At 64.2% G+C, this 12,176-nt stretch carries 10 protein-coding genes; 2 read left to right on the forward strand and 8 right to left on the reverse strand.

Translation table 11 applies throughout. The features are described 5' to 3' along the window. Window positions 1–64: 64 nt before the first annotated feature. The 5 genes from VGU00_RS11190 to VGU00_RS11210 form a co-directional block, all read right to left on the reverse strand. The gene (locus VGU00_RS11190) at window positions 65–1,357 is read right to left on the reverse strand and encodes a site-specific integrase (RefSeq protein ID WP_327468483.1); all 1,293 of its coding nucleotides are present in this window, start codon (window positions 1,355–1,357) and stop codon (window positions 65–67) included. 154 nt (window positions 1,358–1,511) lie between these two features. Next, a complete protein-coding gene (locus tag VGU00_RS11195; RefSeq protein WP_327468485.1) occupies window positions 1,512–3,470 on the reverse strand; it encodes a ribonucleoside-diphosphate reductase subunit alpha in 1,959 nt (652 codons plus the stop codon). Window positions 3,471–4,184: 714 nt separating this feature from the next. Beyond that, window positions 4,185–6,278, reverse strand: a complete 2,094-nt coding sequence (locus VGU00_RS11200; protein ID WP_327469806.1) for an EAL domain-containing protein — start codon at window positions 6,276–6,278, stop codon at window positions 4,185–4,187. After that, on the reverse strand, window positions 6,236–6,466 hold the full coding sequence (locus tag VGU00_RS11205; RefSeq protein ID WP_327468487.1) for a hypothetical protein: 231 nt from the start codon (window positions 6,464–6,466) through the stop codon (window positions 6,236–6,238). The genes VGU00_RS11200 and VGU00_RS11205 overlap by 43 nt, the downstream gene beginning before the upstream one ends. 126 nt (window positions 6,467–6,592) lie before the next feature. Further along, window positions 6,593–8,332 (reverse strand): acyl-CoA dehydrogenase, encoded by a 1,740-nt coding sequence (locus VGU00_RS11210; protein ID WP_327468488.1) that lies wholly within the window; start codon window positions 8,330–8,332, stop codon window positions 6,593–6,595. Window positions 8,333–8,384: 52 nt separating this feature from the next. On the opposite strand from VGU00_RS11210, the gene VGU00_RS11215 reads away from it, so the two are divergent. Then, window positions 8,385–9,338, forward strand: coding sequence for an L-threonylcarbamoyladenylate synthase (locus VGU00_RS11215; protein WP_327468490.1), 954 nt, complete (start codon window positions 8,385–8,387; stop codon window positions 9,336–9,338). On the opposite strand, the gene VGU00_RS11220 is transcribed toward VGU00_RS11215, so the two are convergent. Continuing rightward, window positions 9,335–10,237, reverse strand: a complete 903-nt coding sequence (locus tag VGU00_RS11220) for a DMT family transporter (RefSeq protein ID WP_327468492.1) — start codon at window positions 10,235–10,237, stop codon at window positions 9,335–9,337. The two genes, VGU00_RS11215 and VGU00_RS11220, sit on opposite strands and share 4 nt — an antisense overlap. An 86-nt stretch (window positions 10,238–10,323) precedes the next feature. Between VGU00_RS11220 and VGU00_RS11225 the strand changes: the two genes are divergently transcribed. After that, entirely contained in the window at window positions 10,324–10,887 is a 564-nt protein-coding gene (locus tag VGU00_RS11225; protein ID WP_327468494.1) for a VOC family protein, read from the forward strand. Window positions 10,888–10,890: 3 nt separating this feature from the next. On the opposite strand, the gene VGU00_RS11230 is transcribed toward VGU00_RS11225, so the two are convergent. Both VGU00_RS11230 and VGU00_RS11235 read right to left on the reverse strand, forming a co-directional pair. Then, window positions 10,891–11,670 carry an SDR family oxidoreductase gene (locus VGU00_RS11230; RefSeq protein WP_327468496.1) on the reverse strand — a complete coding sequence of 260 codons (780 nt, stop codon included), beginning with the start codon at window positions 11,668–11,670 and terminating at the stop codon, window positions 10,891–10,893. A 10-nt stretch (window positions 11,671–11,680) separates the two neighbouring features. Continuing rightward, on the reverse strand, window positions 11,681–12,169 hold the full coding sequence (locus tag VGU00_RS11235; protein WP_327468498.1) for a thioredoxin family protein: 489 nt from the start codon (window positions 12,167–12,169) through the stop codon (window positions 11,681–11,683). Between the last annotated feature and the right edge of the window lie 7 nt (window positions 12,170–12,176).

The raw sequence follows: 12,176 nt of genomic DNA on the forward strand, positions 1-12,176 counted from the left end.
GGGTTCGCGAGAACCAATTGCTACCATCTGAAAGACGTTGTCGCGCGGGCGGTCCCTTGGCAAATCACTGGTCCTGCTTGCTTTTCTCGAGATATTCATCGGCGGGCTGAAGCTCGTCCATCATTTCTTGGGCGATTCGGTCGGCGTTCTCGCGGATATGACGACGGTTGTATCGAGCTGGTTGGCGCGAGCTCTCCGACCACCCCATAAGCCGGATGCGCATCTGGGCCTCCTTTTCAGGAGAAAAGCGCTGGTCTTTTGGAAGGCGGTCAAGCTTGAGGCTCAGGATATGATTCCAGGCACGTCGCATCATGTGTGGGGTTAGCTGCCAGGGCTGTGACCCGAGGATGGGGCGCACGGCGAGAAAGATACGATTCAGGAACTTGCCGCTGGTGAGTGGTACGCCCGCCTTGTTCGTAAACAACGCTCCTGTGCGGTGCGCTTCGCACCCCTCGGGCATTTTCAGCCAGAAGGTCATGAAGAAGTGGTCGAACACGTCCGCAGTCTTTTTAATGATCGGAACGGTGCGTGCGATGGTTTTCGATTCTCGAATTTGGAAGCGATTCTTCGCTCCGATCACACTATCGGTCGCGGCCGTCGTGACCTCGCTGCGACGGGCTCCCGTATCGAAGAGCAAACGCCAAGCGAGGTAGTTTCGCCACTGAATGAATTCTGATTGGAATGGATTCTCGTTAGAGCCCGGGACGAGAATCTCATCAATGCGTTGTAGGACATCCGAGTCGGGGGCCTCGAGCAACTCGTCATCATGCCAGCGCGAATGGTCACCGGGCGCCTTGCCTCTCAAATCTTTCAGCATATTGAGCACGGAGGCGTTTTGATGGGCCTCCGTTTTGACGAGGTCGCGGTTGTCGAAGCGGCGGGCACGATGCCATTCGATGTAGTTCGCTATCCAACGGATGCGGTTGCCAACCTCGACGGATGGAACCACACCATAGGGGCCGTCACCCTGGTCGTCTTTTTTTCGGCGCGCCGCGAATGACACCACGCTGGACTCGGGCTTCACCGATTCGCATTCGATCTGCTGATCTGTGGCGTTGAGACTGAGAAATCTTACGAGGTCGAGAACGTCGGCTCCGTTCAGAAACGGACCTGCCGTCAAGTCATAGTCGAGGTCGCGTCCGCGCATCTCAGCCCATGATTTGGCCATGCCGATAGCTCGCAGCACTTTTTCGATGGTGTGGGCCGATCTCCCGACCTGACGGTATTCGGAGATTACATAAAAGTTCGGATGATAGTGCGGCGTTGGAGACCCGCGAAGGTCGGTGAGGACGACGACGTCCTCACCTTTTCGACCTCTCGATTGACCCTTGAATCGGCGTACTCGGAACGACAGCATGTTTACGCTTTCTCCGCCGTCCAAATACCGACGAATCCGCTCAATAGGCTGGTTTACGGTTCGAGCAAGGAATATATCCCGTTAGAGATATGATTTTCCTTTGTATTTCTCCTTATCGTCAAGGAGGGGGTTTACGGTCCTGTAGAGTGTCTTCCTACTGGCAGGCCAGACACTCGTCGTAATCGGTGCTCTCGGCCGAGAGTTCGAATTTCGCGGCCTCGGGCGTGTTGTCGGCCTCGACCCCGCCCGCGAAGCCGGCGCGCTGCACCGATTTCGAGCGGAGATAATAGAGCGATTTGATGCCGAGTTCCCACGCACGGTAGTGGAGCATGAGCAGGTCCCATTTCTCGACATCCGCCGGGATGAAGAGGTTCAGCGAGGCGGCCTGGTCGATATAGGGGGTGCGGTCGGCGGCGAGTTCGAGCAGCCAGCGCTGGTCGATCTCGAAGCTGGTCTTGTAGCAGTCCTTTTCGTCCTGCGTCAGGAAGTCGAGGTGCTGGACGCTGCCGCCCTTTTCGAGGATCGAGTTCCACACATTGTCGCTGTTCTTCGCCTTGTCGACGAGCAAAGCCTCGAGGTGCGGGTTGCGGATCGAGAAGCTGCCCGAGAGCGTCTTGTGCGTGTAGATGTTCGCCGGGATCGGCTCGATGCACGCGCTGGTGCCGCCGCAGATGATGCTGATCGACGCGGTCGGCGCGATCGCCATCTTGCAGCTGAAGCGCTCCATCACGCCCTGATCGGCGGCGTCGGGGCAGGGGCCGCGCTCGTTCGCGAGCAGCATCGATGCGGCGTCGACCTGCGCGCGGATATGCTTGAAGACGCGGAGGTTCGAGGATTTGGCCATCGCGCCCTCGAAGGGCAGGCCGCGCGCCTGCAGGAAGCTGTGGAAGCCCATGACGCCGAGGCCGACCGAACGTTCGCGGCTCGCGCTATATTTGGCGCGCGCCATTTCGGGCGGGGCGCGGTCGATATAGTCCTGGAGGACGTTGTCGAGCATGCGCATGACGTCTTCGATGAAGGCCTTGTCGCCGTTCCACTCGTCCCAGGTTTCGAGGTTCAAGGACGAGAGGCAGCAGACCGCGGTGCGATCGTTGCCGAGATGGTCGCGGCCGGTCGGCAGCGTGATTTCGGAGCAGAGGTTCGAGGTGGTGACCTTGAGCCCCAGGTCGCGATGATGCTTCGGCATCATGCGGTTCACCTGATCGATGAAGATGATGTAGGGCTCGCCGGTCGCGAGGCGCGTTTCGACGAGCTTCTGGAACAGCCCGCGCGCGTCGACGGTGCCGCGGACGCTCTGGTCCTTTGGCGAGCGGAGGTTGAATTCGGCGCCGTCGCGGACGGCCTCCATGAACTCGTCGGTGATGAGCACGCCGTGGTGGAGATTGAGCGCCTTGCGGTTGAAGTCGCCCGAGGGTTTGCGGACTTCGAGGAACTCCTCGATCTCGGGGTGCGAGATGTCGAGATAGCAGGCGGCCGAACCGCGGCGGAGCGAGCCCTGCGAGATCGCGAGGGTCAGGCTGTCCATCACGCGGACGAAGGGAATGATGCCGCTGGTCTTGCCGTTCAAACCGACGGGTTCGCCGATGCCGCGCACCGCGCCCCAATAGGTGCCGATGCCGCCGCCGCGGCTCGCGAGCCAGACATTCTCGTTCCAGGTGCCAACGATGCCCTCGAGGCTGTCGTCGACCGAATTGAGGTAGCAGCTGATCGGCAGGCCGCGGCCGGTGCCACCGTTCGAGAGAACGGGGGTCGCGGGCATGAACCAGAGCTTCGAGATATAGTCGTAGAGGCGCTGGGCGTGGTCCTGATCGTCGGCATAGGCGTCGGCGACGCGCGCGAAGAGATCCTGATAGGATTCGCCGGGCAGCAGGTAACGATCCTCGAGCGTTTCCTTGCCGAAGTCGGTGAGCAGCGCGTCGCGGCTCTTGTCGGTGACGATGTCGAATCGACGCGCGTGGACCTTGGGCTCGCTGCTGTCGTTGAGCTTCGCCGCGGGCTTCCCCTCGGGCGCCGATTCGCCCTTCGATTCGGGTGCCGCCGGAGCGTCATTCTTCGTCAGTTCCACCGTCGCCACGTCGCTCGTCTCCACCCGTTCCGTTTCCCGAAAATCCATCTAGTTCGCCCCCGATCTGACCGCGCACATGATGCGCTTTGTTCCTGTCTTGTTCGACTCAGGGCGAAGCCCCGATCCTAGCATCTAAACCTGTCCGCGTGGGCACTTTTTTTGGGCGCAAAAGTGGTTTTCCCGTGCCCATATGCGATGGACGACGGAAATCCGCCATTTGCAGCCTTATACAATTTATTGGGGTGCCCCCGTGGTTGACCCACCACCTATAGTGCCACGTCGGCGCGACGATGCAAGACGGTAAATGACAGATCGGAGACTCGGTTCGTCGATATTTTGATTCGTCTCGTCGCGGCCAATGGCCGCTTCGCAGCGCCGGAGCAAGGCATTCCGCGGGTTTGCGCGGCGGGCGGCGAAGAGGGGGCGGTGCCCCATATTTTTTCGGGTGCGAAAAGTGCCGGCGCGATGACACCGGTGAAAGCTTGCACAATGGCACAGAGAGCGCCCGCGGGCGTACGCCGGGCAAGGGCAATCGGGCAAAGAGAAAGGGCCCCGGCGATGCCGGAGCCCTCTCCTTATTTCGAAACTGGGTTAGCCCTGTCCGCCACCGCTGCCGGTGCCGGCGCCACCCAGAAATTTCCAAAACCAACCCATTTGAAATCTCCTGTCGGCACTGCCCATGAAGAACAGTTAACGGAGCGTATACCTTAATTAGTAAGGTAAATCGAGTCTTAACTATAAGGATTGCAGCCAATCTGGCAGTTATGCGGTGCGGTTTTGCGGGGATGCCGAAAGGGTCGCGGCGAGTTCGGAAAACAATTGCGGCTTTCCAAGATGATAGCCCTGGCCGACATCGCAGCCGAGACCGGCGAGCAGGGCCATGGTGTCGGCATCTTCGATGCCTTCGGCGACCGCGACGGCGCCGAGACGATGCGCGAGATCGATCGTCGATTTGACGACTTCGAGGTTCCGTTGCGAATCGCGCATGGTCATCACGAATCGCTTGTCGATCTTGATTTCGTCGGCCTCGATCTCGGTCAGATATTCGAGGTTCGACTGGCCGGTGCCATAATCGTCGATCGACAGGCGGATACCCGTTCGGCGAAGCTGGGCGAGCGTCTGGCGCGCCTGCCGGCTGTTTTCGATCTGCGCGGTTTCGGTGATCTCGATCGTCAGGATTTCGGGCGGCAGATGGTGCGCGGTGAGCATGACGCGGATCGTGCCGACGAGGTCGCTATGGTCGAGCAGGGTCGCCGACAGGTTGACCGACATGTTGATCGGAATGCCGCGCTCGCGCAGCTGCGCTGCCGACCGGATCGCCTGATCCATGACGAAGAGCGTGAGGCGATAGATGTCCTGGCTCTTTTCGGCCTGCACGATGAACTCGTCGGGCGGAATCGGGCCGCGCGTCGGGTGCGTCCAGCGCGCGAGCGCCTCGACCCCGACGAGCCGATGCGTCGCGATCTCATATTGCGGCTGGAAGGCAACCCAGATGTCGCCGCCGGTCAGCGCATCCTCGAGCTGCGAGTGGAAGGAGAGCTGCCAGCCGGCGTCTTCTTTCTGGCGCGAGGTATATTTGGTCCACAGCGACCGTGTGCGGATCGCACGTTCGGCGGCGACGAGCGCGGCTGCGAGGCGCTGCGCGTTCGAACCCTCGAACTCGTCGTTGACCCCGAAGGCGATCGCGACGTCGACGCGCAGCTCGCCGATCGTCAGCGGCGCGTTGAACAGCGCGGCAAGACCCGCGAGTTGTCCCTCGATCTGGCTGTGCTGATAATAGGGGACGAGCCAGGCGAAGGTGCCGTCGAGGTCGTGGTGCAGCGTCGTGCCCTGCGACGCGAGCTGGAGGCGGCGCGTGACCTGTTCGACGAGCTTGCCGATACCGTCGCCCGGGATGAAGGCGGCAAGATCCTCGAAATTGACGACCTTTGCCGCGACGACGGTGGCGCTGCCGAACGATTCCTGCGACCGTAGCGCCTCGAAATTGGGGAGCCCCGACACGGGATTTTCGCGCTGGGCCGAACGGCGGCGGCTGGTACGCGACACATTGGTCCCGATCGCGGCGAGGAAGATGAGCCCCGTCCCGATCGAAAGGGTGACGAGCATCGTCGCGAGAAAGAATTTGGCGACGAACATCGAGGCGGCGGTGGCGAGCGCGATGATCCAGAAGGACCGGCTGGCGTTCGCCCACAGCCCGATGAAGGCCGCGCAGAGGGCGACGAGGAGACCGGGAATCCAGCCGAGATCGACGGGATCGCCGCGCCGGAGCGTTTCACCTGCGATCAAATGGATATAGGCGCCGGGCACGAGGTCGTGGCCGGGGAGATAATGCCGGTCGTCGAGCACCGATGCAGTGGGCCCGAAAATCACGTCCTTCCCCGCCAGCTCGCGGGCACCGACCTTCCCTTCGATCACGTCGTCGGCGCTATATTCGACGATCGAGCGCGGGTCGTAGGTCAGGTCGATCCGGAAGTTGCCGGGCTTGTCGGCCGATTTGCCGGCCAGCACCGCCGCGAAGCTCGGCAGCAGCCGGCCTTCGGTCTCGTACATCAGCGGCACCCGCCAGACCTGCCAGAATTCATATTCCCACGCGATGCTGGCGCGCCGCGCCTTGTCGCCGAAAACGGGATCGGGGAAATAGGTGACCAGATGATCCTTGCCGGGCGCCGAGCGCGTCGACACCGCGAGTATGACGCGGTCGCCCATCCGGCGTACCGCCGCGGCCACCAGTTCGAGCCCCGTATCGCCCTTGCGGCGCTGATAGTCGAAATCGACGAACAGGCGGCGTGCGCCGGCCTTGTTGACGGCATCGATCAGCGCTGCGGCGTCGGTGCGGCTGAACCGGCCGTCGACGATCGCGCCACCGCGCGATCGTCGACGCCGACCACCACGATATCGCCGGAGACGGGGCGATAGGCGACGCGGCCGACGGCGGCATCATAGACACGGTCGATCGGCTCGCCGATCGAGGAGAAGCCGACGACGATAGCAAGGAGCAGCGACAGGCCGAGAGTCCGCCAGCTGATAATCATCCTGTTGGTCACCAACGGCACCCGCACGTCTCCAGCAATTGCCGGACGTATCTAGTCGCAGATGGTTATCATCGCGTTAATTATGAACGAAGTCCTACGCTGCGCGATCGGGGCGCGCAGCGCGGGATTCCGGTCGATTCAGGCGATTGCTGGCAGCGCTTCCAGCGCCGCGTCGCCGGCGAGCGCCGACGCCGCGAGACCGGTTGCGGCGGGGACGATCTGCTGCAGATAGAAGCGCGTCGAGGCGATCTTCGCTTCGAGGAAGGCGCGGTCGCCGCCTTCGTCGAGTGCGGCGCGCGCCGCCTTTTGCTGGATCGCCATCAACCAGCCGCAGGTCGCGGTGGCGAGCATGGTGAGATAGGGATAGCTGCCCGCCAGCCGGTCGGCGGTGGGCGCGTTCGCCATCCAGTCGGTGACCGCGCGGCACGCGTCGACCAACTGCTGTAATTCAGGGGATTCGCTGGCGCCCGCCGCGATATCGTCGATCAGCGCGCGGACGAGGTCGCCGCCCGCCATGCCGAGCTTGCGGCCCACCAGATCGGCGGCCTGGATGCCGTTGGTGCCTTCGTAGATCGGGGCGATGCGCGCGTCGCGATAATGCTGCGCGGCGCCGGTTTCCTCGATGAAGCCCATGCCGCCGTGGACCTGCACGCCGAGGCTGGCGACCTCGCAGCCGATGTCGGTCGCGTGCGCCTTGACCAGAGGGATGAGGATTTCGGCGCGCATCGCGGCGGCTTCGTCGCCCAATTTGCCGAAGTCGATCTGCGCCGCGGCATAGTAAGTGAGCGCGCGCGCCGCTTCGGTCTGCGCGCGCATCCGCCACAGCATGCGCTTGACGTCGGGGTGATGTTCGATCGTCACCGGGGTGCGATCGGGCGAGCCCGCGAGCGACGACTGGACGCGTTCGGCGGCGTAGCGTTGTGCCTGCTGCGTCGCGCGCTCGGCGATCTGGACGCCCTGACAGCCGACCATCAGGCGCGCGTTGTTCATCATCACGAACATCGCGCGCATGCCGCCCATCTCGTCGCCGACGATTTCGCCAAGGCAATCTTCGCCCTCGCCATAGACCATGACGGCGGTCGGCGATCCGTGGATGCCGAGCTTATGCTCGATCGAGGCGCAGTGGACGCCGTTCGAAATCGTCGGATTGCCCGCGTCGTCGAGACGGTATTTGGGGACGAGGAAGAGCGAGATGCCGCGCGTTCCCTCGGGCGCGCCCGCGGTACGGGCTAGGACGAGGTGGACGATATTGTCCGTGAGGTCATGCTCGCCGAAGGTGATGAAGATCTTTTGCCCCTTGATCCGGTAGAGCCCGGCGTTCGGGCCGTCGCTGACCTTTTCGGCGGTCGAGCGCAACGCGCCGACGTCGCTGCCCGCGGCGGGCTCGGTCAGGTTCATCGTGCCGTTCCATTCGCCGTTGACCAGCTTGGGAAGCCAGGTCTGGCGCTGTTCCTCGGTACCATAAGCCATCAGCGCGTGGATCGCGCCCGCGGTCAGGATGGGACAAAGGGTGAAGCCCATGTTCGCGCTGCCGAGCGCCTCGATCACCACGGTCGCGAGGGTGAAGGGGAGGTCCTGCCCGCCATAGTCGCCGGGGCCGTCGATGCTGCCCCAACCCGCCTCGACGAACTGCTTGTACGCATCCCTGAAGCCCGGGGGCATCGTGACCTTGCCATTATCCCATTTGGGATTGGTGACATCGCCGACGCGGTTGAGCGGCGCATACATCTCGGCGGCGAATTCGCCGATGCCGGTGACGATCGCATCGACCATGTCGGGGGACGCGGCGGCGAAACGCTCATGCTGCGCCATCGCGTCGACGCGCGCGATATGATCGAGGACGAAAAGCTGTTCGGTGGTGGGCGGCGTGTAGGTCATGGGACGGGACACTTTGCTGGTGAATATCGTTGCGCGGGCGCTATAGCGCGGCATGGCCGACGGTCAAACGCGCATGACAACCGATATCCGCCCTTTCGGCGCGGAGGCAATGGCGCGCGCCGGGGGGCTGATCGGGGAGGGGCAGCCGGTCGCGGTGCCGACCGAGACGGTCTATGGTCTCGCCGCGGATGCGCGTAATGCGGAGGCGGTGGCGCGGATTTATGCGGCGAAAGGGCGGCCCGATTTCAACCCGTTGATCGTGCACGTACCCGACCTCGCGGCGGCCGAGAAACTGGGCGTGTTCGGCGCGGTCGAGCGGGCGCTCGCGGAAGCCTTTTGGCCGGGGCCGCTGACGTTGGTGGTGCCGCGCACCGACGATTGTCCGGTGGCGAGTATCGCGACGGCGGGGCTCGATACGATTGCGATAAGGGTGCCCGGGCACCGCGCGATGCAGGCATTGCTGGCGGAGACGGGCGCACCGCTCGCGGCGCCGAGCGCCAATGCGAGCGGGCGGGTGAGCCCGACGAAGGCAAGCCATGTGCTCGCGAGCCTCGACGGGCGGATCGCGCTGGTGATCGATGACGGGCCGACGACGGCGGGTGTCGAGTCCACCATTGCGCGGGTGAAGGGTGGCGCCGTCGAAATGCTGCGGCCGGGGCCGGTGACGGCGGAGATGCTTGGCGAGGCGAGCGGCTTGTCGGTGACCGGAGTGCAGGGATCGGAGATCGTCGCGCCGGGGATGTTGGCGAGCCATTATGCGCCGGGAAAGCCGGTGCGGCTGGGAGCGAGCGCGTTTGCGGCCGACGAGTTCGGTATCGGTTTCGGGGCGGTCGCGGGCGACTATGATTTGAGCGCCTCGAGCGACCTGACCGAGGCGGCCGCGCGCCTGTTCGACGCGCTGCACGCGGGCGCCGCGAGCGCGAAGACGAAGATCGCGGTGGCGGCGATCCCGTTCGAGGGGCTCGGCGCAGCGATCAACGACCGGCTGGCGCGCGCGGCGGTTTAGGCAGCCGCCGGATCCACCGGATCCTTGTGCGGAACCTTGCGCGCGACGATCAGGCAGGCGGCGACGATCAGCAGCGCGCCGGCGAACGTCGGCAGCGTCACCGCCTCGTCATAGAAATACCAGCCGAACAGCATCGCCCACAGGAAGCCTGTATATTCGGTCGTCGCGAGGATCTGCGTCTCGGCGCGGGCATAGGCCCAGCTCAGCAGCAGCAGCGAGGTCGTCGCGAGGATCGCGGCGCCGACGATGTTCGGTGCCTGCGCCGTGTCGGGCACCGCGAGGAACCAGGGCGCGCCAAGCGCGAGGATCGCGGTGACGAAGAAATTCTGGAAAAAGGCGATCTCCATCGGTTCGGCCATCTTCGCCTGCCGCCGCGCGAGGATGAGGTTGTAGGCGTAGAAGATGGCGGAGAGGAAGACCGCGCCAACCGCGAGCAACGCCTCGTCCGAATAGTCGCTGCCGCCGAGCTTGCCCGCGACGATGACGATCACCCCTGCGAGCCCTAGCAGCGAGGCGGCGATCGACCGCGGGCCGATCTTTTCGCCGAGGAAGATCGCTGCCATGTAGAGCGCCATCAGCGGCGCGACGAAGGCGAGCGCGATCGCCTCCGCGATCGGTAGCCGCGCGAGCGCCCAGAAGAAGCTCAAGGCCATGCCCGCGACGAAGAGCGAACGCCAGGCGTGGATCCGCAGCGTCGGCCGGTCAGGCCATTTGGGGCGGCTTGCGAACCACAGGAACCCGGCGAAGACAGCGCCGGCACCGTTACGCCACAGCACCGCGTTATAGGCGCCGATTTCGATCGAAAGCCCCTTCATCAGCACGTCCATCGCCGAATAGGTCGCAATCCCCGCGCAGGCGATCAGGAAGGGGACGGCGGGCGAGGGCGAATCGGGGCGCATGGCCCGCCTCTAGCGGAGGGGTTCGGACTTGCACAATGAAACGAAGTGGCGCAGCGTCGCGGCGGGTTGCTGGATGGAGTGGGGCCATGACCAAACCGAGCAAGTTCGCGCATGTCGTCTATATGACGCGGCGCTATGACGAGATGATCGAATGGTACCAACGGGTGTTCGAGGCCGAGGTCGTGCATCAGGACCCGGCGCTCGCCTTCCTTACCTATGACGACGAGCATCACCGCTTCGCCTTTGCCAATCTCGAGCTGCTGAAGCCCGGCGGCGACGGCGGGCGCGGTGATGTCGGGGTCAATCATGTCGCCTATACATTTGCGAGCGCGGGCGACCTGCTCGCGACGTACAAACGGCTGAAGGCTGCGGGTATCACGCCCTATTGGCCGATCCACCACGGGATCGCGCTGTCGATGTATTATCAGGACCCCGACGGCAACCGGATGGAGTTTCAGGTCGATCATGGCAGCGTCGCCGACGGCGTTGCCTATATGAAGAGCGAGCTGTTCGGCAACAATCCGATCGGGGTCGAATATGACCCCGATGTCCTGCTCGCGCGCTACGAAGCCGGCGCGAGCGAGGCCGAACTGATGGCGATACCAGACGGGCCGCCGGCGGGCATTCCCGCCGCGCACGGGATGGTTTGAGATTTAGCGAAAGGTCGCCTGTCCTGCGCCGTCGATGTTGAGTTTCTGGCCCGAGCAATAGCTGTTCGCATCGCTGACGAACCAGACGACCGCCGCCGCCACATCGGCGGGGACCGCGACGCGGCCGAAGGGCATTTTGGTGTCTAGGTGGTGGATGTCCGCATTGCCGGTGATCGCGCGCGAGAGCTTCTCGCCCATGTCGCTGACGGTGAGCGCGGGGGCGACGATGTTGACGCGGACGCCGTTCGCAAGCTCCTCCTTGGCGAGCGTCAGCGCGAGCGCTTCGCCCGCGGCTTTCGCCATCGTGTAGGGCGCGCCGTTCGCCGAATTCACATAGGTCGCGATGCTCGAGATGACGATGATGTCGCTGCGCGCGTGGGTGCGGAGCTGGGGGAGCGCGAGGCGGCTGAGGCGGTGCGGGCCGGCGGCGTGGACGGCGAAGAGCTTGTCGACTTCTTCGGGGCTCGTGTCGGCGACCGATTGCCCGCGGCTGGCGATGCCCGCATTATTCACGAGGATCGACAGCGGACCGAAATCGGCCTCGATCGCGGCGACCATCGCGGCGCAGGCGGCCTCGTCGGTGACCGAGGCCTGATAGGCCTTTGCCTTGCGGCCGAGTGCCTGGATGGCGGCGACGGTTTCGGCGGCGGCATCCTCACCGCGCGTGTAGTTCACTGCGACGTCGGCGCCCGCTTCGGCGAGGCCGATCGCGATGCCGCGGCCGATGCCGCGCGAGGCGCCGGTGACGAGCGCGACGCGCCCCGCAAGGTTCATGTCGGCCATGTTTCTCTCCCTAATCCATCAGTTCGTTATAGATGTCGTCGTCGCTGCGGCTCGCGGCGTTGCGCCATTTGGGCGCAACCTTGCGGTTGAGGACGTCGCCGCCCGCATCGAGGATCGCGACGGTCGGCGTGCCCTTGATCTTGAAGCGAAAACGCTTTGCAACATCGGGGTTGCGGCCGAGGCCGCGGATGTGCGGCATGCCGATATCGGCGTAGACGATCTCGTATCGCGCGCGGACGGGGGCGAAGCGGTCGGTCGCGAGCAAGTTGGCTAGCCAGGCGCTGTCGTGGCAGCCGCCGGTGCCCATGACGAGGAGGACGGGTTTGCCCGACAGTTTGGCTTTGGCGAGCGCGGCATCGATTGCAGGCATCGGATCGGCGATGAAGGCATCGGTCTTGTACGCATCGTCGACGCCGGGAAGCGTCCGCGTTTCGGCGGCGGTGACAGCGGTGAGCGGGAGCAGCGCCGCGGCGAAGATGAAGGCGAGTTTGCGCGTCATGCACCGA

It is taken from the genome of Sphingopyxis sp. (assembly GCF_035944815.1).
In the GTDB taxonomy this organism is placed as follows: Bacteria; Pseudomonadota; Alphaproteobacteria; order Sphingomonadales; family Sphingomonadaceae; genus Sphingopyxis.